Origin of the sequence: Anaerovibrio lipolyticus DSM 3074 (assembly GCF_900141865.1) — a bacterium.
Lineage (GTDB): Bacteria > Bacillota > Negativicutes > Selenomonadales > Selenomonadaceae > Anaerovibrio > Anaerovibrio lipolyticus.
In genome coordinates, this window is the sequence record NZ_FQYW01000010.1 from 1 (window position 1) to 19,995 (window position 19,995).

Below are 19,995 nucleotides of genomic sequence, written 5' to 3' on the forward strand. Positions count from 1 at the left end.
CAAAGAATGAGCTGGTAGCCGGCAGGAATTATCTCCGGAGGGCATGACCCTGATGAATAGCTAAGCTGGCACCCTGGTTATGGATAGGCAGAACGAAGGAAGTGAGGACTCCCCTTGTTGGGATGATCCTGTTGGACATGAGAGGTGAGCTGCCATATAGGGATGGGTATTACATCGAGGCCATTTAAAATAGTTTAGTGATGACGTTTTATTTGGTATACCCATTAACACTATATATCTGCCCTGTATGAGGTGAAGATCACTCCATAACCTTAGCTTCATTCATTATGAGGACTCAAAGAAGTATTGATTTTACTGAAGAAAACACTTGACTATATGGAGAGGCATGGTTTTCCCTTCAAAAGTGGTAAAATGATGGATACAAAAAAATTGTAATTACTATGGATAATGACCCATTTATTGATCTCGGCTTTGGCTACAAAAAAATGAATATAGTTGATTTTCTGCTTGATGATGCTTCATTAGAAAAGGCATAAAATGAAATCACCTGTGACGGATACTTGTATCATTGATTCTATCACAGGTGATTTTTTAGTTGATTATTGAAAAATTATTAAATTAAAGCGTTTTTCTTGCCAATTTCCTTTACCTGTTCAACGGTTAGCTTAGTGAAACGAGCAATCATGTCAACTGACATTTTTCCTTTGAGCATTTCAATAACAGTCTCATTTGCCATCTGTTCCCTGCCCTGTGCTATTCCTTTTTCTATTCCTTTCTCTATTCCTTTTTCTATTCCGCGTTGTTCTATGCCTTCGCTCAAATTACACATTTCCTGTACACCCCTTTCAAGCCTTGGTGTCATTTTTATAGAAAATTCCTCTGCCAGTTTGTTTTTCTTTTCCTGCTGCTTAAGGTCATTATCTACAAGTACAAGATTTAATAGTCTCAAAAGACCTTCCAGCTCGGTATATTGTTTTTTTCCAAGACAAATCATTACCACTGACAACAAATCATAATGAGAAGTTTTTGCTTTCGCCTTGCCGATAATATTTTCTTCTATTATACCATACCTGGCAATATTATATTCCCATTCTTTATTGGAATTAGTACAAACCCAAATTGAATATACCTTCTTTATTTTCTCATAGTGGGATTTGGTGAATACCGTTCCATATTGACCGGAAATCATCCGGCTACAATAATATATTCCACGTTTCAAAAGGGGATAACCGGGATTAAATTTGTTCTGTGCCTCAATGTTAATAATCAGTTCAATAAGTTCCTCTGTATCAGGTGCCAATGCAGTGAATCTCACATCAAAGAATACTGCGTTTTCTCCTTCGCTTGAATCCTCGGTATGTTGACTCTCAATGCGATAAATAACATCATCAGGCTGAACTAGAATCTTTTCCACTTCTGGTGTCCCTTGAATATATTTATTAACTATATCCTCAATAGAGACATTTTCATATTCCCTTACGCAAGTTTTTAATATATGGCCTATAATCCCCTTCTCGGATAAAACCTCCTTGCAGGCCTTATCATATTGTATTTTCCGCCGTTCATCAGCACGACCCATGCCCATTCTCCTTAATCAAGTTTCTACAATAATGTCATTAACTATATTATCATTTTAACACATCTTGTTTAATAGTTCTACAATAATATAATTATATACATTATATTATTATTTATTTTTTAGATTTCATTAAAACAATTACAGGCACCATAAAAGGGACTGCCGAAGCAGCCCCTTCAAATATTATTTAAATATGGAATACCGCAGAAAGTCCTCCGGTGAGGCCCTGTTTCTTCCCAGCAAATCCGCTGAGATTCAGATCAAGGGTAACATTGCTCTTTTCATCCGGCTTAAACTTGGCGCCGATTTTTCCACGGACACTGGTCCCGCTGATATCTGCCCCACGGATGGCCACACCATCAGCAAAGCCTGATGCTCTGCCGCAGAATTCATGCTCTACAGCCAATCCGCCGTAGTAATTAATGTTATCATTCTGCTTCACAGTGTATCTGGTTCCTACACGAAGAACGCTGGACTCCACTGCACCCAAATCATAATGGCCACCAGCATCAAAGGATACACTGCCACGATGGTTATAGAAATACTTGGCATAAAGGTCCAATACAGCCGTTTTGTTCAGCTTGATTTCACGGCCTACACCAATATGGGCACCCCAATAGGTGGCATCGGTGGTATAGCTGTATGGATTACCATTTGCATCACGAAGCACGTTATTGGCATCATCATGGATAGAACCGGCCCGTAGACTCCCCTCTACATAAAAGCCGTTATTCTTCTGCCATTTGCCTAAGATACCGCCACCAGTATAGCGGGTGGAGCCGTCACCACGTTCATCCCCGTTAAAGGTGGAATAATTTCCAGTACCGTATTCAAAGAAGGCACCATATTCTGTGGTGGACAGCTTCTTTTCGTTTTTATGGCCCAATGCCAAAATAGCATTCCAGGTATGGGTCTTTACATGGGAACCAGTTTCCACATTCATGGAACCACCACCCATATTGGCGTATGTGGCCATACCGTCAGTGCCTGTATTTCCTGCCATAGCCAGCCCTTCCGTGGCAGCACCAACGAAATCATTACCGGCAGAAAGGGCCGCCATGGATGCGGTGGCCCCCATAACAGTATTATGTGTCTGTTCCTGAGCTTCCGGCTTGGAATCTGTATTCGCAGTATAGATGAGGTCATCTTCTAAAATAGAGGCTGTACCCAAACCTTGGAGTGTTGTGCCAACCTTGTATTTTCCAGAAAGAATTGTTCCCCCGAAACCATTCATTTTATTCTTTATCAATATGGTTTTTTGTCCAGCTTTTATGAAATCTACGCCAGTAAAGGTTATTCCTCTGGTGTCGATAGATGAAACATTACTAATACTTCCATTTATGGTCAGCGCAGGAGTTCCCCACTTAGCACTCCTGATGTTGATGGTCTGAAAGTTCATAACGGCACGCGCCGTGTTCGCACCAGAAAGGTTCAGCGTGTTGCCCGTAATGACGTCGCCTGTGCCGTTAAAATCATAGCCGCCGTAAACATCACTCGCAATATTGGCGTTGTTCAATGTGACGGTATTGCCTGTGTCACTTCCTTTCGTAGAATATCCGCCATAGACGTTCATGGATATTGTGCCGCCGTTGACCGTGACACTGTTGCCCGTTGCTGTCCCACTCCCTCCCCCTGTCCAACCGCCATAGACATTTTCGCCCACCGTGCCAGTGACGGTAACCTGATTGCCCATGACGTCGTAACCGTGGTCAGACTCGCCGCCATAAACAGCTTTTGTCACCGTGCCGTTGATAGTAACGATATTATTGGTTACGTTACCATCTTTGTTGAAGTAGAATCCCCCACGGACATCTCCCGTAACCTTAACGGCCGCATTTACTGTGACCTCATTGTCATTGGGGTCGCCAGTCCGATCCCCCCAATTATCTCCGCTATGATTTCCGTTTACCTCCCCTGTGTAATCCGTCTCGACAGTCGTAATCTGTCCCGCCACGACAACACCGCCTCCCGCTATCCACAGCGAAACGGCCAGTGCCAAAGCAGCCTGCCCTTTTAAGCCTTTCCAGCCCCTGCCCTTATTGGCTTTGCTGGTGCCAATGTCCCCCCTCTAGTGGACATTCATACTTCCTTGTATCCATTTTTACATCCTCCATGCTTATAAATAATGCCGTGAGGCACATTTTTTGCCTTATTTTAGAAAATATCACAAATATTCCAAACATACAACGACTTTGCAAAAAGTGTACGGTTTTTTCAAAAAGTGTGCGTTTTTTAGACCTTTTGACCTTTTTTATAACAATATTGTTATACTTTGTAGCTCAGAATGCCCCATCAGATACTGAAGTGTCTTTGGATTCATTCCAGATTTTTATAATTCACATAATAAAATAGCCAGGGAACCTTAATATCCCCTGGCATATAAAGCAAATATTATTGTAATTTCATTAGATCTAACTGAACAGTTTGGTTACGGGCGACATATACCACTCCTATTACTTGTACAATATCTTTTTCTTCATCAATCCAAAAATATACAAAGAAATTTCTGACAAGCATTTTACGAATTCCCTCACTTCTCCACCTTTTATCCTCAATAAGTTTTATTCGTTCGGGCATAGTGGATAGGCTCTTGATTTCCTCTTTTAATAAAGACAATACATTTTTTGCTGCATCAGGTGCATACAAATCCTCGGAAATATACTTATGTATACTGCGGAGATTATCTTTAGCCTGTCTTGTAATCTTAACTTTATATACTTTCACCAATCAGACCCCCAACTCAGAAAAAACTTCATCCACGTCGGAGGATTCATCCTGCTTGGCCTGCTTTAATCCAGTTTCCATAAATTTATCAAACTGTGCATTTGTCATTTCGTCACGTGCCATTATTTTATTAGGAAGTGTCAGACTAAACGGGATACCATTATGGGCTATAATTTGTCTATAGAACATATCGATTGCCACAGAGCGCGGTATACCAAGATTGGCAAGGATGATTTCTGCCTGTTCTTTTATATCAGCTTTCATTCTTAAATTAACATTTGCTGTTTTTACTGCCATACCAAATCACCTCTTTACGCAATAATATACAAAAGTAACGCAATTCGCAATACATTTTATATAAATTAAAAGTGGCCCTCACTGAGAGCAGCTATGAGTGGTAAAAAAAGTGGGACTGCCGAAGCAGCCCCTTCAAATATTATTTTCTTAAATATGGAATACCGCAGAAAATCCTCCGGTGAGGCCCTGCTTCTTGCCGGCAAAGCCACTGAGGTTCAGATCAAGAGTCACATTGCTCTTATCCCCAGGTCTAAAGGTAGCACCTATTTCGCCTCTTACACTGGTTCCGCTGATATCTGCACCGCGGATGATTTTATAATCGTTGACATATAACGTTAAACGTTATAAAATTAATGTATGATAAAGACATTTGCAGATAAAGATACCAAAAATTTATATGAAACAGGTCACTCCAAAAGATTTAATAACTTTGAACGGATAGCCTTGCGCAAACTGGATATGATAAATGCCGCAATCAGTCTGTCAACACTGAGGGTACCACCCGGAAATCACCTTGAAGCCCTTACAGGAGACAGAGCAGGACAATTTAGTATCAGAATAAACAGTCAGTGGCGTATATGCTTCACATGGCATGAACAGGATGCTTTTGATGTTGAAATTGTTGATTACCACTAGGAGGGGTTATTATGCGTACAGAAAATCTGATACATCCAGGTGAGATATTACGTGAGGAATTTATGCTACCAATGAATATCTCACAAAACAAATTAGCCAGAGATTTAAATATTCCAACTACCAGAATTGGAGAAATTGTAAATGAACGAAGGGGAATTTCGGCTGATACCGCCATTCGTTTAGGTATATATTTTGCCACAGGGCCGGAATTTTGGATTAATCTTCAGTCCAACTATGAACTGGGAACTCTTTTAAATTCAAAGAAGCACGAATTTGAAAAAATACGAGCCTTAGCATAAGACAAAATATCATGATGCTTAAATACCAGCATGGAAAGGAAATCCTTAGGATTGGCCTTTCCTTTTTATTTCCACCCCAAAAAAGGACTGCCGAAGCAGTCCCATCTTACTGATTATAACAGCGGTTCCAAACATTTGGAGATAGAATAAAGAAACTTCCTATGCTTTTCTTGCCTTCAGCAGCTCCTCAATCTGCTCAAAATGCTTGCGAATTTCTTTTTCCACCTCATCGGCTTCATATCCTTCAGATTTTGCATTTGCAGCCTCCTTGGCGGCCTGTTTTTTCTTGGCTGCCTCAGAAATTGTACCTACAGCCTCTACAACAATACCCACCATTACATTCAGCAAGGTAATAGAGGTAAGAAGGATGAACACAAGGAAATAAATCCAGGCGTAAGGCTGAACCTCCATTATAGGTCGGGCCACAGCTGTTGCCCAGGACTCAAAGGTCATAACCTGGAACAACGTAAACATGGAGCCACCAACACCACCAAACAGCTCAGGGAAGTTCTCACCATACAGGGCACTGCCAAAAACTGCAAAGATATAAAAAATAATAAACAAAAGAACCAGGGCCCAGCTCATACTAGGTATGGCCTTTAACATGGCTGAAACCAATATCTGAAGCTCAGGGAATTCTGCCAAAGCCTTCAGTAATCTAAATATACGAAATGCCCGGATAATAGATACACTGGAAGAAATAAAGATGATAGAGCTGGCCACAACAACGAAATCAAAAATATTCCAGGCATCTGACCAGAAATTTTTCCGATAAACCAGCAGCTTGGCCACCAGCTCTATTACAAATATCACCAAACAAGCCCTATCCACTGCCTCCAACAGAAAAATCTGTTCCGCTGTCAATGACCTGTCTGTCAATATACCCAACACAATAGCATTTAATATAATAACAGAGGTAATTATTTTCTGGGTGTGCTTCCAGTCAAGTGCTTTCTGTAGTATTTCCATACTAATAGACTCCTCAAGACAAAAGGCGCGACAGACATTCGCGCCTTTATTTTTATATCTTTCGAACCGGATGACTCACCATCTCTGGTGAACCATCCAACTCAATAAGTAGGGTAAATTTTACTCAACTACCCAAACGTCGCCGTCCTCGTCCACGAGAACATCGCCGGACTCTACAGGCTCATCAACAATAAGCTCAACTTCCTCATCCATTAAAGCGTAATTGGAAGAAGTTACGTTGCAATCCAAAGAAGCTGCGCTGGCCATCTGAGCACCCAAAGCAAATACCATAGCTGCCAAAATCATACTAAACTTTTTCATAATTATAATCTCCTCTCAATTTTAAAAAACATTTTTACCCTTTGCATACCATGACAGTACCTTAAAGAATTACATTTGCCATCATGGTATTGTCTACTCAGAAGAAGAATATTTCTCCCTACTAGACAATTCAATTTTAAAATAATATTCAGTCAATTTCAACGACTTTGCAAAAAGTGGTCGATTTTTGCAAAAAGTGGTCGATTTTTAGACCTTTTGACCTTTCTTATATAACAAAAATTGCATAGAAAGTAACTTTTTAACCGATGCTAACTGATGCCATGATTCCTTTACCTTCTTTAAAACTAAATTCGTCAAATTAATTAACCTTTAGCAGGAAAATAAAAATATATATTGAATATTCTAAATCGTGAGATGATGTTTTAATATTTTAGGGGAAAATGTGTTAGAACATCAAAAGTTATATTTTTATTTTTTGGAGGGGATTAATTATGAAGAAGAAAGCATTAACAGCAGCAATTTTAGGTCTGGCTCTCAGTGTGTCAGCTACTGCCATGGCCGCCACTGGTATGTCCGGCTTGTCACCATTAGATGGCAGACCTGAGACCAACGCAAAGAAAATGCTGCCTAAAGCCACCTACAAAGTGGAATCTGTACACCAGGTTGAGGGACGCCAGGGTGTAGCTTCTGAGGGTGATTATTTCTGGGTTTCCGGCTCAAAGACTCTTGCAAAATATGACAAGAATTGGAATTTGATCGAGATTAATAAGAATCCTTTTGAGGGATACAGCATCCCGTCCAACCATATTGGTGATATTGATGTTTACAACAACGAAATCTATGTAGGCGCTGAGAATTTCATGGATGGTGTTGGCAAGGACATTCAGATTGCAATTCACGATGCTGATACCTTGAAATTAAAGAGAACCTTCTCCTTTGAGCCTTCATCAGGTCAGGAAGAATGCTCTGGTATTTGTGTTAATCCAGATACCCAGACCGTGTGGATGTGTTCCTGGGTAGGTGAAGAATCTGGACGCTATCTCTATGAATATGATTTAAAGACCGGCAAATATCTCCGCAAGGTTCATCTCCAGTGCCCTCCACAGTGGGTACAGGGAATAGCATATTACAATGGTTCTTTCTATCTCACTGCAGATGACGGCACCGCTGATGAGATTGAGCCAGACCATGTATACCGCGTAGATATTCAGCCAGGTGCATCCAATGCCACTGTTGTTCTCGAGAGAACCCTTGACGATGTAACCTTCCAGGGAGAAATTGAGGGTATTACCTTTAACAAAGCAAAGAAGCAGATGCTGGTTCACTACAACCGTGGCTCCCGTATCGTACTGGGCATGGTAAAGGGCTTCTATCCTGGCTATGACAAGGAAATTTCTGAAGTATTCTGCTATGATATTAAGAAAAAATAAACTTTCTTAAAGTCCACATAAGGACTCCACAGCAATAATTAAGGCCTTCTATGATGTATTTAATCCTAGAAGGCCTTTTAGTATTTAAAAAATGGAATTCATGGTCTTTTTGTTATTTTTTCCCTTTGATATCTTCCATCAATTTTATCAGCTTATCATGCCAGCCTTTTTGGAAGAATTTACATGTATCCTCATCTCTGGCCAATAAATCCTCACCACCGCCTACAGCCGCCACATGGCCCCGGCACCCACCAGCACAACAGTTACGATATTTACAGGACTCACAGCCTGGATTATGAGCGAAATACTCCCGTAGACGCATATCAATAAATTCCATATAATATGAGTCCTTCAACGCAGAGCTGAGGGAAGTCGTTTTTAAATTAGGAAAATGACGGCGTCCACCCTCCACGCTTCCCATAGGAATGCATGGAACCATATAGCCATCAGGGGTTATATACATTTGGCTGCGTGCATGACCACAAAGGCAGTAATTATCACAGTCCTCATCCTCCAAATTCTTTTTGCATGGAATTATATAGTCATCCTTATCAATATTACTGAAAATGCCTGCCAGCATTATGTTGAGAGGTGCTCCATCCTCGTAAAATTGCGGAATATAATCTAAATAGACCTGATATTCCTCCTCCATGGTTATGGCCTTATCCGCTATGGCCAAGCCTTCTCCTTCCAGACTCAGGCGATTCACCTTCAGGGTTTGACAGCCAAGCTCCCCAAGGAGCTTTACACTTTCCCGCAAAGCATTAATATTGCCTTTGTGCAGACAGTATTCTGCACCAGTAGGAAAGCCACGTTCCTTGCACAGCTTAAAGGCATTCCTTACTGCCTTTTCCACTCCCGGAATTCCCCGCAGCCAGTCATGGCAGTCAATTCCGTCAAAGCTCATATTAAATTCAGGCTTGATTCCCCGACGCTCAAATTCATCCAAGGTATGTTCATTAACCAGCAAGCCATTTGACATAACGGTGGTAATAAGGATATCTGCAGCCAGAAGTGCGTCAACAATTTTAAAGAAGTCGCGACGCAACAGGGCCTCGCCTCCGGTCAGGGAAACAACACGCACGCCAGCTGCCTCCATTTGCCGAACAATGTCCAGACAATCCTCAAGGGAAGGCTCGTCATCCATGCTTGTTTTTGAAGTCATGCGCGTCGGCGCGGACATATAGCAGTGGCGGCAGCGACAATTACAATTTCCCGTAATGGACCAATGAATGGAGTAAAGAAAGCGGTTTGGATATGCACGGTATTTTTGCTCCTCAGAAAGAGGTACCGGTGTATCAGTTTCTTCCAAAATGCCTTCCTCAGATAGCTCCTTAAGATACTTCTTTTCTGTTGGTGAAAAAAGAGGACTATTTGCAGGTATGGAGCTGCAGGCCTTTTGTAATGCCCGATAAACATCCGTGGGCATAAAGCTGACTGCTTCTGAAAGATGTCTCACAATACCCGTAGGTAGCAGATCCCAGCCCCTTAATCGCAAATCTTCTTTCAGCTTATAATACACACGAACCAACTCCCCTAAGTTTTTATTTACATAATTATCAACTTCTACATTCACTAAAAATATCCTGCAGGTTCACATGCAATTACATACGTTAACAGCTCTATAACAACAATAAAGGCCTTCTATGATTATGCTTTAATCATAGAAGGCCTTTTAATAACTTCAAAAAGCAACTTTTAATTTTTACTCAGCAGCTCAGCTCTGCTTGTCCTTATATATTGGAGCCCAGTCTTTTCCGAGATCTCTGTAGCCAAACCATTTGGTGGAATTATCCCAGAAGAACTGATAGCGTGCAGAGCTAGGATATGGACGGTATACCTGATCAAAGGCCAATACCAGCTTTCCATCTCTCAACACTACGATAGTAGGCCGTGCGCCTGTTTCATGAGCGTAGTTTAAGCTGTCAATATATGTCATCATGGTTTTCTTTTCTGGGGAATAGCCGTACATATAAGCACGTTCCATGGACTCAATTACAAAGTATAATTCGCTGTTGCTGGTATTCTTGATTACACGGAAGGTGTATCCATTCTCTACCTGTGGGTAATAGTTATCAGATATTCTCTTATCATCCAACCAGGTGATTACATGCATTTTCTTGTCACTGCTGGAATTCCACAGCTTTCTCATCTGGATCTTCAGGGTACCATAAGGAGTATTGAAGTTTTCGTTTACAGCCTCATCTTCTCCCAGATTCTCGGAGAAATTGTACGCTTCGTATACCATTTGATAGGTTTCCGCAGCAAAGCACATGGATGCACATAGCATAACCAGCATTCCAACTAAAACGGCAAATAGTTTTCTCATCTTGTGACCTCCTCTTTTTAATGAACTATATTTTGGATACTCAACAAATACATATCGAGTACTAATCTCAATGTTTACTTCTACAAAAAAGATGTATTTCCTTCTTTTTTGTTGAAATTTATGAAGTCATCCACAGATAAATCATGAAATTATTTTGATGTGGCCCTGTACTTTGCTGTACTCAGGGGTAATCTTCCCATGAAGTCTGTCTGTAATGTATTTCTGCAGACATTCACTGTCCAAAAGGCCAAGATTTTCAGCGGAAATAATTGCATCTTTAGCTGTTAGTCCGGTGTAGCTGTCACCGCCTGCTTTAATGAAGTCATTTACCACTATTCTATATTCAGCATCAGGAGCAAAGGCTTTTCCTCCTACAGAATTTATAGTAACACGACTTCCGGGAGCTGAAGGAGCATAATACATGGAACGAGGATACTGAGGTCCCTTCTGATAAGGAACCGTTAAATTCAAGGTATATTCAATACCGGAAACCTGTGGGAAGCCACCCATCGCAGATGGAGTATTCTGGGTTGAAGCCTCAATAATCTCCAAAAGCTTGGAGCCTTTTATGGTAAGAACCCACATTTCATTATCGAATGGAAATACAGACTGAATGTCCTTAACCTTGATTTTTCCGGCATTGAAGCCTGTTCTGATGGCTCCACCATTTACAATACAGCCATCAGCCTTTTTATCCTGACCCAAAATCTGATTTGACTGCCATAATATTGCATCTGAGCAGAAATCCCCCATGGCCATTTCCTGATTTCTCAGCCCCGGCATAAACTCTCCACTCATATCATTAACTGCGTCTCCAACAATAGTGGACAAATGTAAATCAACATTATAGGAGGCATTGTTCACTAGCTTCTCCACATTTCTGTCAGCCTTTGTGTATTCCCCAAGGGAAATCATCTTTTCAGTCCATTTGCCGTCCTCGTACACTATACAGCCCAAATGCTCAGTAAAACTACCGGTTTCAACTTGTAATGCATGGCCAACAATATTATTTTTCACTAAGTGATCGTGACCATCAATAAAAATATCAATTCCATTTACATTTGCAATAACGTCCTCGGAACGGCTGCCCATGCAGCTGTCTTTACTGCCCAAATGCCCCAACGCAATAATGAGATCGCATTTTTCGGCAATCATTTTGCTAACATACATCTGGGTGCTGGCCATAAGCACCTTTCCTTCAAGAAAATTCAAGGTGGCGACATTTTCAGGAAGGGCACTGGTCTTTGTTTCCGGAGTGGTTAAACCAATAATACCGATTTTGCCATACTCCTTTTCCAGAATAGTATAAGGCTTCACAAAGGTATTTTCGGTATTGTTGTCGATAATATTGGATGAAATAAACGGGAATTTAGCTTCCCTCATTCTTTCGTTCAGCACATCAAGGCCATAATCGAATTCATGGTTACCAATAGCCGCAGCATCATAGCCTATAGAATTCATCAATTTAATACAGGATTGTCCCTTGTCATATTTCGCCAAGATATTGCCCTGAATAATATCTCCGGCATCAAGCATAATAACATTATAGCCCTTTGCTTCCATTTCCTTTTTTATTTGGGAAATAATAGGCATACCGATATGCTTGTCATCTCCCATGACAAAGCCATGAGTATCATTGGTGTGCAGAATCATTACCTTGCTAAAATCAGCCGCAAATACCGTCTGGCAAAGCAATAAAAATACTACCAGAAACGAGTACAACGAACGCTTAAAAATGTCGTAGCCCTTTTGATTCATTGTTTTTCATCCCCCTAAGAAAAATAAATTGTCCAAAGCTATACAGCTATTTTGGCCTCACCCACCACTTCGCCCTTGGCGTTTCGAATAGTTCCGTCACGATGGTAGGTTCTGATAACCTTGTCCTCTCTGGTTACCAGCACTGTGTTCCCATCAGAATTTTGCTTAAATCTTCCCATAAAATGGCCATCACTGTCCACGATAGTACCTGAGGCCTTAGTAAAAATAAGCTCATTGCCGTCCTCCAAAAGAATACGGTCCGTATCTGTGGACTTATCATAAATTATTTTGGAGATATCCTCTCCTGTTTCATCTTTTATAGTTGTATGGTTGTCATCATCCTTCCTAATGGTTTGAATACCACCATTAAAGATGGTCTGAAAACCAGCTTTGCCTTCATATTTTTCAGCGCCAACATATATTCCCCGCACCGCAAGGGTTGCCATTGATGATTCAATAGCCGGTGAAAGAGCCGCTGCATTTTCCACAAACCAGCTTCCCATATCCACATTGGCCACATCCATAATCGTGGTTACCTGACTTGGCATTTCTACAGTTGGCACATTAATAGTATTATTCACTCCATCGATTCCCGCAATGCCGTCAGTGCCATCTGCCAAGGAACCGGAGAATAATGTATCCCCTGCAAGGTCAATTTTAAGGAATGGTAATACCATGGCCATAACCACCAAAGGGGTTAAGCCGATTACATAGAAGGCCCTGTCTGTAGTATAACCGTGCTTATACAGCCAGCCCAGAAGCCTGTGGAAGAAAAATGCCAAAAACAGAGGCAAAATATATGAGCCCACATGGAGAGCTTCCTTGATAAAGCCAGTGGTGGCGTTGACAGCATCCACTCCCTGCTGGCCAAAGGTTTCCACAGCAGTTTCGCCACCGGCATTAAAGAAATCCACAACTCTAAGGGTAGCCTGAACCACTACAGTTTCATAAAAGAAGGAATTAAAAACCACAACCAGCAGATATATTCCATAGGCGTACAGGCCAACGCTTAAGGCCCGCCAATTATCTATGACAAAGCTGATACGCATAAGGAAAAATATCAATGCCAGACAGGCCACAGCAAAGCCTAATGGTGGGAATATGGCCGTCAGTATAAAGACCGCCAGCATAATTATTATTGATTTCTTCAGCACATTCATGGCCGTCATGGTAAAAAACACAAAGCTCAGAACCAATCCTAAAAGGGCTGAATTAGTATCCAGAGTAAAGCCCAAGGAAAGCCACCATATCAGCAAAAACAGGTAATGCTTTAGTGTAAATATCCCCTTACCGTCTCCACTATTTTCCATGTCAGTTCACCCCACCTTTAATTTGTTTTAAAAATCTTTCCCAAATACAATTATAACGCAGCTACTCATAATTTTCCTTTTAAAAAAGGAAAAAAGAATAACTGCGTTATGTTTTTACTCAAATATGAACTGCCAAGCTTTATGAAGATGTTTTCTTAAGAAATCCAAACCCTCTTTTTCATATTCAGGGTCACAATAACATCTATTAAGTACATTTGTTGCCGGGAAGGTAAGAACCTTGGCAACATAATCAACGTCAATGCCAGCATCTGGCTTTCTCAGCTTAACCAAACGCTCCACCAGATTAAGGGTATGCTTCTCAGGCAGCTCATAGCACTTTTCAATGTACATGAGACGAGCCCGTTCGTTGCGGAACTGTTCAATAGTCAGCAGCTTTTTAATGCTCTTCAAAATTTCATCATGCAGAATATTTTCTACGAACGGCATTAAATAATTGACAAAGCTATCCTCATCCATTTGTTCAATATCAATGTCATCCAGATCTGCCACAGATAGGCTATGCTCCTCATAGAGATCCACTACCCAATCACTGATGGCCTCTACAATTTCCTTTTTTTCCGCTGAAATGCTTATAAAGGGAAGGCGGAGTTACCTTCACAGCAGCTGCAATCATTTCAACCCCTACAGCCTCATATCCATACTCTGAAAATAATCTAAGTGACTCATTTAATATTCTTTGTTTAGTATCTGTGCGTCTTATGATAATCAAACCCCTTCTGTAATAACCATAAAAACAAAACTTACTTATCCAGATTCTACTTTTCATTATAATTAGAAAAGTAAAGTTTTACAAGCTAAAGTGTTATTTTTCTTTATAAAAGCTAATAGTATTTAATAATACATTAATTTTATTTCGTTAAATCAACGATGATTATATTTTCGGAAGGTATTTTTATTCTACAACATACATTATATTTATAATTGTCATCCAATTCCGGATGAGAAAAAATAAAACCAGGAATAACAGAGGCACTTCCATAGAAAAGGCTTTCCATATCAGCTTGGGTTGCCTTGGCATAGCTTTCCAGCCTAGTCCACTTATCTGCCGTCATATTATATTCATCCAGATACTCTGCCAGCTCTTTTGTATTTTCCTCCACATCACAGCCGATTTCCGCACCAATAGGGCCATCAGCTATGGCAATGGCACACATAGCCCTGTCTCCGGAATAGGCGAGACTGAAGCCCAGTTCAGGATGCTTGGAATAAAATGGCTTACCGTTATTATTAAATTGCAGCTCCAGCTCCTGCTCTTTGTAGCCGGCCTCCTTTAAGGCCCTGGATAAAAGCACCCCTGCCGCCAAAACTGCCTGTTTGTCACGCTGGTCATCTGTTTTATCTATTTTTTCTCTCCTATATTCGTTGGCATTATCATAAAGCTGCTGAAACAGCTCCTTGTCCTGGAACTTGGAGCTATCAGCAATATATACCTTTACATTTATATTATGAACCATATCTGTCACGAAAATCTTCCCCCTAAAAAAATCTCCTGAAGGAATCCATCAGGAGATTTTTATTCTTAATTTTATCTACCAGTTTGTGCTATGAAAGCATTATGCTTCTAAGTTGAAAGATTAAACTGAACTTGTGCAGATTAAATCTTAAACTTGATTATATAACTCCTGAGAGACTGGGACAGCTCTGCCAAGGTAGCACTTGCTTTGGAGATTTCATCCATCATGGCAGCCTGTTCCTCAGTGGAAGCACTTACACCCTGAGCCTCATCTGCGGAGCGGTTACTCAACTGCACAACATTATCCATGGTTTCTCTGATATCGTTGCAAACAACACCAGTCTTTTCGATGGCTTTCAGAGATACATCAATCTGACTATTCATGTTGGTAATAAGCTCGGAAATCTGATCAAAAGCAGAGCCTGCTTCAGAAACAATTTTCGTACCCTCCTGTACACCCTCATTGTTTTCCTTCATGGCCTGAACCGCCTTGATGGTATCAGACTGGATAGTAGTAATCATGTCGGAAATGCTCTTGGCTGCACTCTCAGACTGCTCTGCAAGCTTCCTTACTTCCTCAGCTACTACAGCAAAGCCACGGCCTGCTTCACCAGCACGGGCTGCCTCAATAGCAGCATTAAGAGCCAGCAAATTGGTTTGACTTGCAATATCAGAAATGGTCTCAATAACCTGAACGATATTACCAGAACGCTCACCAAGGGCTTCCACAATAACGGAGGAAGCGTCTATCTGCTTTGACATATTGTGCATGGTCTCAATGGCCTTATGAACGGTAACCTGACCATTGGCAACTCCCTTAAGGCTCTCATTGGCGGCTTCCTTCATATCATTGGAGTAATTTGTAAGGTCAGTCATATCACTATTCATGTCGCTAACCTTATCATGGGTAGTTTCCAGGGCTCTTACCTGATCCTGGTTATTTTCAGCCATTTTTACGGCACTGTTGGCAATAACACGGATACTCTCGCCTGTCTGATCGGCAGTAGCTGTAAGCTCCTGGCTGGCAGCGGCTACCTGTTCTGCTGAGTGGACAATGTTAGACATCAATGTCCTGATAGCATTCTTCATACTATTGGTATCATGAGCCAACATGGCAATTTCATCGCTGCCGGTAATATGAAGATCCGGAATACTGAGATTTCCATTTGCCACATTATCCAATGCATCTTGAACCTCCTTAAGAGGATTTAAGGTATGACGAACAGCGAAGGTAACAACGACACCCATAATTAGGATAAGAATAACAGTAGCAATAGCCATACTTACCAGAAAAGTATTTGCCATGGCATTAAGGTCAGTAGCTGGTACACCTACGAACAACATACCAATAATTTTATCACTTGAATCTTTTATAGGTTGATAACATACATAATAATCTTTGCCTACAACCTGAGTTACCATGTTTACGGTTTCGCCCTTATTAAGAACTCTGTCAGCTACTTCTGCCGAGCATTTGGTGCCGGTGGCACGGGAACCGTCCTCTTTCTTTACTGTGGTAGATACACGGGTATCTCCCTGGAAGATGGTAATAGCATCATGTGTCTGTGAACTCAGACGGTCAATCATATCATTTTTGCCGTTTATAAGGACATCTCCCTTGTACAGCTGACCATTCTTAATGCTCCATGAGCCATCATACTTGCCGTCAATAACTTCATGCAAGTAAATTCCATCATTTAATGCCTTGTCTGTCAAAGTCTTATCGAATCCCGATACAGCATTCCGATATCCTAGAAATGCCGTCACCAGACAGACAGCTATGATACAGATACTAAAAAATAAAATTGCTTTTTTCTGCATATTCATTTTTAATCCCACTTTTTTATAACTCCCCCTCAGTATGTGTCCAAGTTTTTGACCATAAAAATGGCTATTACTATCCTAATTATGAGTTAATATTTCTACACAATAACCTATTATCCTTCTTTTTTTAATAAAAATAATTAAAAATTATCTTCATAATCCTTAGTAATAAATAAAACAAGCCATTTTAATCCCAGAAGGCCGTCAGCTTTTCTATGCATTCCTGCATATCCATAGGCATAGGTGCTGTAACCTCCACATTTTCGCCTGTAACGGGATGCTTAAATTGAATAGCAGCGGCATGAAGGGCCTGACGATTAATCAGTCTGGACGGAGTGCCATACATTTTATCCCCCAGCACCGGATGTCCTGCAAAATCCATGTGCACCCTTATCTGATGGGTGCGTCCAGTTTCCAGCCACAACTCCAAAAGGGTATTGGGGCCAATTTCCTCCACCAGCTTAAAATGGGTTACTGCTGGCTGCCCCTTGTCATCAGCACGACGGCGGTTGGACATCCCCGGAACCTTGCCAATATTCTTTTCGATACGACCATCAGGATATTCCTCCAATATGCCTTTACCAGTTACTATGGCATTATAAATGCGGTGCATGGTATTTGCTTTAAGCTGCGCCTCCAGCTTAGTCTGGTATTCCGGCTTCTTGGCGAACAGTACACACCCAGTGGTGTCACGGTCAAGGCGGTGCAAAGGACGAATGGTAATAGTCTGTCCCTTATCTTGAAAATATCCCGCCAAAAAATTGGCCAGAGTGAAGCTGTCCGTCTGCCCTGTTGGATGTACCAGCATATTTGCAGGCTTGTTCAAAACAATTACAGCATCGTCCTCGTAAAGAACATCCACTGGTCCAATTTGTGGCTTTACCCCAAAGGTATCATCGGCAAACAGGCGGATAGCAACCATATCGCCACCCTTAATACGCTGCTTTGAATGAACAGAGCGTCCATTTACAAATACATTTTTGGAACGAAATAGACGCTGACGATTGCGGGAGGATACCTTCATAACTGATTTTAAATAATCCTCCACAGCCATATCGCCATATTTATCCGCCACAATATATTTTTTTAATGAATTTTGATTTTTCTTCATACTAGCTACTGTCCTATCATTTTTAGGAATTCAGCCTCATCAATTACGGGAATGCCAAGCTCCAGGGCCTTGGTCAGCTTACTTCCGGCAGCTTCTCCTGCCAAAACATAGTCTGTTTTCCTGGAAACACTGCCAGACGCCTTGCCTCCATTGGCTTCGATAAGGGATTTGGCATCATTTCGGCTAAGAGTCGGCAATGTACCAGTTACCACTACTGTTTTGCCAGCCAAAATATCGCTGACTATACCAGTATCCTCCAGTACCATATTTACCCCCTGCTCCTTTAATCGATTAATAATATCAATATTTACCTTGTCCCTAAAATAATCATATATTGCCTTAGAGCTGATTTCGCCAATATCACGAACCTTCATTATTGCCTCAAAATCAGCTTTTGCCAGCGCATCAATACTTCCAAAATGAAGTATAAGCTCCCTGGCTGCCGCCTTGCCGATACCGGAGATGCCGAAGCCTGTCAGAAGTCGCTGCGGCTCGTTGTTCTTGGATTCTTCAATAACTGCCAGCACCTTGTCTGTGTTCTTTTCCTTACCGATAATCCCCTTTTCAATCAGTTCATCTCGATGATTTTTCAGCACAAAAATATCGGCAATATCCTTAATATAACCAGCCTCAATAAGTGCCTTTATATTTTGCTCACCAATCCCCTTTATGTTCATGGCATCACGGCTGACAAAATTGATGATATGATTTTCCAGCTGGGCTGGGCAGGATGGGTTGATACACTTAATATCCGAGGTATTTTCCTCTCTAATGGCCCTTGCTCCACAGGCAGGACATATATTACCAATGGTAAATCTCACAACCCCGGAAGGACGCTTTTCTTTGACCACACTGCGAACCTTTGGGATAATTTCCCCTGATTTGAATACTCTGATGGTATCCCCGATACAGATATCCAGATCATCAATATAATCCTGATTATGAAGGGTGGCACGCTCCACCTTTGTACCGCAAAGCTGCACTGGCTCAAAGATTGCTGTTGGGGTAATGCGACCAGTACGGCCTACAGACAGCTCTATATCCTTTAAAACAGTTTCTTTTTCTTCTGGAGGATATTTATAGGCTACAGCCCAACGTGGTACCTTGGAGGTGGCTCCCAGCTGTTCTCTCTGGGCCAGACTGTTCAGCTTTACTACAGCGCCGTCGATGTCGTATTCCAGCTCACCACGGGATTCACCGATGGCATCAATGGCCGCCAGCACTTCCTCAGCCGTATGACAAACACGATAGTTGTGAATTACCTTGATACCCTGCTTCTTCATAAATTCATAGGCTTCAGTGTGGGTGCCGAATTCAATGCCTTCTGCTGTCTGAAGATTAAACACGAACATGGAGAGATTTCGTTCTTTTGTAATGCGGCTGTCCAGCTGTCTAAGGGTTCCCGCTGCACAGTTACGAGGGTTTGCAAAGGTTTTCATACCCAGCAGCTCCTGACGTTCGTTCACCCGTTCAAAGGCTTCACGGCTCATATACACTTCGCCACGAACTTCAAAATATGGCACCTGTTCCTTCAGCTTTTGCTTAATATCCTTAATAACTCTGGCATTTTCCGTAACATCCTCACCCTGCACAACACCATCGCCACGGGTTATGGCCTGGGTCAGCTCACCGTCACGGTAGCGAAGGGCCAGAGATAGACCATCAATTTTTTCCTCTACCACAAACTCCGGGTTATCCAGCTGTTCCTGCAGGGAAGTTACAAAATCAGTAACCTCCTCCTTGGAAAAAACATCCTGCAAGGACAGCATTGGTACATCGTGGGCCACCAAAACACCAGCCTCGCGCTTGGCTACTCCCCCCACCATCTGGGTCGGGGAGGTTTTGGTAATAAGCTCAGGATACTCCGCCTCCAGCTTCTTTAACTTTAGCATCAGCTGGTCAAACTCGTAGTCGGAAATCTCAGGAGCATCATTGTTGTAGTACAGATTACTGTGATATTTAATTTCTTTTCTGAGAGCAGCCAACTCTTTTTTTATTTCTTTAATGTCCAT

Annotated in this window: 20 protein-coding genes; 4 read left to right on the top strand and 16 right to left on the bottom strand. The window is 41.6% G+C overall.

Annotated elements, in window-relative coordinates:
* Nucleotides 1-574: 574 nt before the first annotated feature.
* From B6K08_RS06365 to B6K08_RS06380, 4 genes are all read right to left on the bottom strand, one after another.
* Entirely contained in the window at nt 575-1,546 is a 972-nt protein-coding gene (locus B6K08_RS06365) for an Rpn family recombination-promoting nuclease/putative transposase (RefSeq protein WP_234985258.1), read from the bottom strand.
* Between the two features lie 181 nt (nt 1,547-1,727).
* A complete protein-coding gene (locus tag B6K08_RS06370) occupies nt 1,728-3,494 on the bottom strand; it encodes an autotransporter outer membrane beta-barrel domain-containing protein (protein ID WP_039209858.1) in 1,767 nt (588 codons plus the stop codon).
* Nucleotides 3,495-3,931: 437 nt separating this feature from the next.
* Nucleotides 3,932-4,264 carry a type II toxin-antitoxin system RelE/ParE family toxin gene (locus B6K08_RS06375; protein ID WP_039209977.1) on the bottom strand — a complete coding sequence of 111 codons (333 nt, stop codon included), beginning with the start codon at nt 4,262-4,264 and terminating at the stop codon, nt 3,932-3,934.
* Nucleotides 4,265-4,267: 3 nt separating this feature from the next.
* Nucleotides 4,268-4,561: a type II toxin-antitoxin system RelB/DinJ family antitoxin gene (locus B6K08_RS06380; protein WP_027397777.1), complete on the bottom strand. Its 294-nt coding sequence runs from the start codon at nt 4,559-4,561 to the stop codon at nt 4,268-4,270.
* Between the two features lie 93 nt (nt 4,562-4,654).
* Here B6K08_RS06380 and B6K08_RS06385 point away from each other — a divergent pair, with 93 nt between their 5' ends.
* From B6K08_RS06385 to B6K08_RS06395, 3 genes are read left to right on the top strand one after another with little or no spacing between them, the layout of a single operon-like run.
* A complete protein-coding gene (locus tag B6K08_RS06385; protein ID WP_039209862.1) occupies nt 4,655-4,894 on the top strand; it encodes a hypothetical protein in 240 nt (79 codons plus the stop codon).
* A 24-nt stretch (nt 4,895-4,918) separates the two neighbouring features.
* The gene (locus tag B6K08_RS06390; RefSeq protein ID WP_072033483.1) at nt 4,919-5,197 is read left to right on the top strand and encodes a type II toxin-antitoxin system RelE/ParE family toxin; all 279 of its coding nucleotides are present in this window, start codon (nt 4,919-4,921) and stop codon (nt 5,195-5,197) included.
* A gap of 11 nt (nt 5,198-5,208) precedes the next feature.
* On the top strand, nt 5,209-5,496 hold the full coding sequence (locus B6K08_RS06395) for a HigA family addiction module antitoxin (protein WP_039209867.1): 288 nt from the start codon (nt 5,209-5,211) through the stop codon (nt 5,494-5,496).
* A gap of 159 nt (nt 5,497-5,655) precedes the next feature.
* Here B6K08_RS06395 and B6K08_RS06400 read toward each other — a convergent pair whose 3' ends face one another.
* Both B6K08_RS06400 and B6K08_RS06405 read right to left on the bottom strand, forming a co-directional pair.
* On the bottom strand, nt 5,656-6,465 hold the full coding sequence (locus B6K08_RS06400; protein ID WP_080325716.1) for an ion transporter: 810 nt from the start codon (nt 6,463-6,465) through the stop codon (nt 5,656-5,658).
* A 120-nt stretch (nt 6,466-6,585) separates the two neighbouring features.
* Complete coding sequence (locus B6K08_RS06405) at nt 6,586-6,786, bottom strand: hypothetical protein (RefSeq protein ID WP_027397086.1); 201 nt, start codon at nt 6,784-6,786, stop codon at nt 6,586-6,588.
* A gap of 452 nt (nt 6,787-7,238) precedes the next feature.
* Between B6K08_RS06405 and B6K08_RS06410 the strand changes: the two genes are divergently transcribed.
* Nucleotides 7,239-8,177, top strand: coding sequence for a hypothetical protein (locus B6K08_RS06410; protein ID WP_080325717.1), 939 nt, complete (start codon nt 7,239-7,241; stop codon nt 8,175-8,177).
* Between the two features lie 112 nt (nt 8,178-8,289).
* On the opposite strand, the gene B6K08_RS06415 is transcribed toward B6K08_RS06410, so the two are convergent.
* From B6K08_RS06415 to ligA, 10 genes are all read right to left on the bottom strand, one after another.
* Nucleotides 8,290-9,753, bottom strand: coding sequence for a radical SAM/SPASM domain-containing protein (locus B6K08_RS06415; protein ID WP_080325718.1), 1,464 nt, complete (start codon nt 9,751-9,753; stop codon nt 8,290-8,292).
* A 141-nt stretch (nt 9,754-9,894) separates the two neighbouring features.
* A complete protein-coding gene (locus B6K08_RS06420; RefSeq protein ID WP_080325719.1) occupies nt 9,895-10,506 on the bottom strand; it encodes a hypothetical protein in 612 nt (203 codons plus the stop codon).
* A 141-nt stretch (nt 10,507-10,647) separates the two neighbouring features.
* Entirely contained in the window at nt 10,648-12,264 is a 1,617-nt protein-coding gene (locus B6K08_RS06425; protein ID WP_080325720.1) for a bifunctional metallophosphatase/5'-nucleotidase, read from the bottom strand.
* 38 nt (nt 12,265-12,302) lie between these two features.
* The gene (locus B6K08_RS06430) at nt 12,303-13,574 is read right to left on the bottom strand and encodes a hypothetical protein (RefSeq protein WP_080325721.1); all 1,272 of its coding nucleotides are present in this window, start codon (nt 13,572-13,574) and stop codon (nt 12,303-12,305) included.
* A gap of 114 nt (nt 13,575-13,688) precedes the next feature.
* Nucleotides 13,689-14,114, bottom strand: coding sequence for a hypothetical protein (locus B6K08_RS06435; RefSeq protein WP_159446722.1), 426 nt, complete (start codon nt 14,112-14,114; stop codon nt 13,689-13,691).
* 7 nt (nt 14,115-14,121) lie between these two features.
* Nucleotides 14,122-14,361 carry a TetR/AcrR family transcriptional regulator gene (locus B6K08_RS14315; RefSeq protein WP_080325723.1) on the bottom strand — a complete coding sequence of 80 codons (240 nt, stop codon included), beginning with the start codon at nt 14,359-14,361 and terminating at the stop codon, nt 14,122-14,124.
* An 82-nt stretch (nt 14,362-14,443) separates the two neighbouring features.
* Nucleotides 14,444-15,058: a 4'-phosphopantetheinyl transferase family protein gene (locus B6K08_RS06445; RefSeq protein WP_080325724.1), complete on the bottom strand. Its 615-nt coding sequence runs from the start codon at nt 15,056-15,058 to the stop codon at nt 14,444-14,446.
* Between the two features lie 131 nt (nt 15,059-15,189).
* Complete coding sequence (locus B6K08_RS06450; RefSeq protein WP_080325725.1) at nt 15,190-16,875, bottom strand: methyl-accepting chemotaxis protein; 1,686 nt, start codon at nt 16,873-16,875, stop codon at nt 15,190-15,192.
* A 184-nt stretch (nt 16,876-17,059) separates the two neighbouring features.
* Nucleotides 17,060-17,983: an RluA family pseudouridine synthase gene (locus B6K08_RS06455; protein ID WP_039209898.1), complete on the bottom strand. Its 924-nt coding sequence runs from the start codon at nt 17,981-17,983 to the stop codon at nt 17,060-17,062.
* A gap of 5 nt (nt 17,984-17,988) precedes the next feature.
* Entirely contained in the window at nt 17,989-19,995 is a 2,007-nt protein-coding gene (ligA, locus tag B6K08_RS06460) for an NAD-dependent DNA ligase LigA (RefSeq protein WP_080325726.1), read from the bottom strand.

Excerpts from the sequence above, each read along its gene's own strand:
- B6K08_RS06365 (WP_234985258.1), bottom strand. The coding sequence starts at position 1,546 with ATGGGCATGGGTCGTGCTGATGAACGGCGGAAAATACAATATGATAAG.
- B6K08_RS06380 (WP_027397777.1), bottom strand. The coding sequence starts at position 4,561 with ATGGCAGTAAAAACAGCAAATGTTAATTTAAGAATGAAAGCTGATATA.
- B6K08_RS06385 (WP_039209862.1), top strand. The coding sequence starts at position 4,655 with ATGAGTGGTAAAAAAAGTGGGACTGCCGAAGCAGCCCCTTCAAATATT.
- B6K08_RS06390 (WP_072033483.1), top strand. The coding sequence starts at position 4,919 with ATGATAAAGACATTTGCAGATAAAGATACCAAAAATTTATATGAAACA.
- B6K08_RS06395 (WP_039209867.1), top strand. The coding sequence starts at position 5,209 with ATGCGTACAGAAAATCTGATACATCCAGGTGAGATATTACGTGAGGAA.
- B6K08_RS06400 (WP_080325716.1), bottom strand. The coding sequence starts at position 6,465 with ATGGAAATACTACAGAAAGCACTTGACTGGAAGCACACCCAGAAAATA.
- B6K08_RS06405 (WP_027397086.1), bottom strand. The coding sequence starts at position 6,786 with ATGAAAAAGTTTAGTATGATTTTGGCAGCTATGGTATTTGCTTTGGGT.
- B6K08_RS06410 (WP_080325717.1), top strand. The coding sequence starts at position 7,239 with ATGAAGAAGAAAGCATTAACAGCAGCAATTTTAGGTCTGGCTCTCAGT.
- B6K08_RS06420 (WP_080325719.1), bottom strand. The coding sequence starts at position 10,506 with ATGAGAAAACTATTTGCCGTTTTAGTTGGAATGCTGGTTATGCTATGT.
- B6K08_RS06425 (WP_080325720.1), bottom strand. The coding sequence starts at position 12,264 with ATGAATCAAAAGGGCTACGACATTTTTAAGCGTTCGTTGTACTCGTTT.
- B6K08_RS06430 (WP_080325721.1), bottom strand. The coding sequence starts at position 13,574 with ATGGAAAATAGTGGAGACGGTAAGGGGATATTTACACTAAAGCATTAC.
- B6K08_RS14315 (WP_080325723.1), bottom strand. The coding sequence starts at position 14,361 with ATGAAAAGTAGAATCTGGATAAGTAAGTTTTGTTTTTATGGTTATTAC.
- B6K08_RS06450 (WP_080325725.1), bottom strand. The coding sequence starts at position 16,875 with ATGAATATGCAGAAAAAAGCAATTTTATTTTTTAGTATCTGTATCATA.
- B6K08_RS06455 (WP_039209898.1), bottom strand. The coding sequence starts at position 17,983 with ATGAAGAAAAATCAAAATTCATTAAAAAAATATATTGTGGCGGATAAA.
- ligA (WP_080325726.1), bottom strand. The coding sequence starts at position 19,995 with ATGGACATTAAAGAAATAAAAAAAGAGTTGGCTGCTCTCAGAAAAGAA.